The sequence below is a fragment of the Bartonella sp. MR168JLCBS genome, from assembly GCF_042194175.1.
On sequence record NZ_JBHIMP010000045.1, the window covers coordinates 1 to 781 of the forward strand.

Genomic DNA, 781 nt, shown 5'->3' on the forward strand with positions numbered 1-781 from the left:
AAAGGGAAATTCATTGTGTTAAAACAACAAACATCAGAGACAATAAGTAATCAAAATAAAATAGAACAAATCCTTTTTGCTCATACCGATAAAGAAGATATCGCCTGTTACGAAAGCAACGAACTCCAAAAAGCCGCAATCACCGCCGTTCAGGCCTTTAAGCTCCATCAAGCAGGCAAAAGTATCATCTGTTTTGAACAAAATTTAACCCGTAATAACAAACCTATAACCGTTATCACACTGGTAAACGACAACAAACCCTTCCTTCTTGATTCTATTTTGAATATATTCAATCATCACAAAAATCACATTTATTTGATTGCGCACCCTATCCTTGATTGTGCCTCCGGACAACGCATCAGTCTGATGCAAATCCACATCGAGTCCTTAAACGAGCAGCAAATACAAAAGCTTAAAGAGGAGATCGCCTTAGTCCTTGAGCAGGTCAATGCTGCTGTGCAAGGCTGGAAACCTATGCTTAAAGAAATTGAAAAGCATATCCATGCCTATCAAACAAACCTCCCACCGCGCTACAAACAAGAAGGCAAAAAAGCCATTGAATTTCTCAATTGGCTGATGGACAATAATTTCATCTTTCTTGGCATGCGCACTTATAACTTCATCAAAAACCAAGAACCTACAAAAGCCTTTACAGCCAGCAATATTGAACTAGGCATTCTCACCGATGCTTCTATTCGTATTATTGGCGATTCAAGCATGGAAGAGCCTCCCCAAGAAATCCTCTCCTTTATGGAAAGTGATAACCTGTTTATTGTGACAA

Annotated in this window: 1 pseudogene; it reads left to right on the forward strand. The window is 39.1% G+C overall.

Annotated elements, in window-relative coordinates:
- Nucleotides 1-15: 15 nt before the first annotated feature.
- Nucleotides 16-781, forward strand: a pseudogene (locus ACFIK8_RS08890) (NAD-glutamate dehydrogenase); the annotation flags it as partial.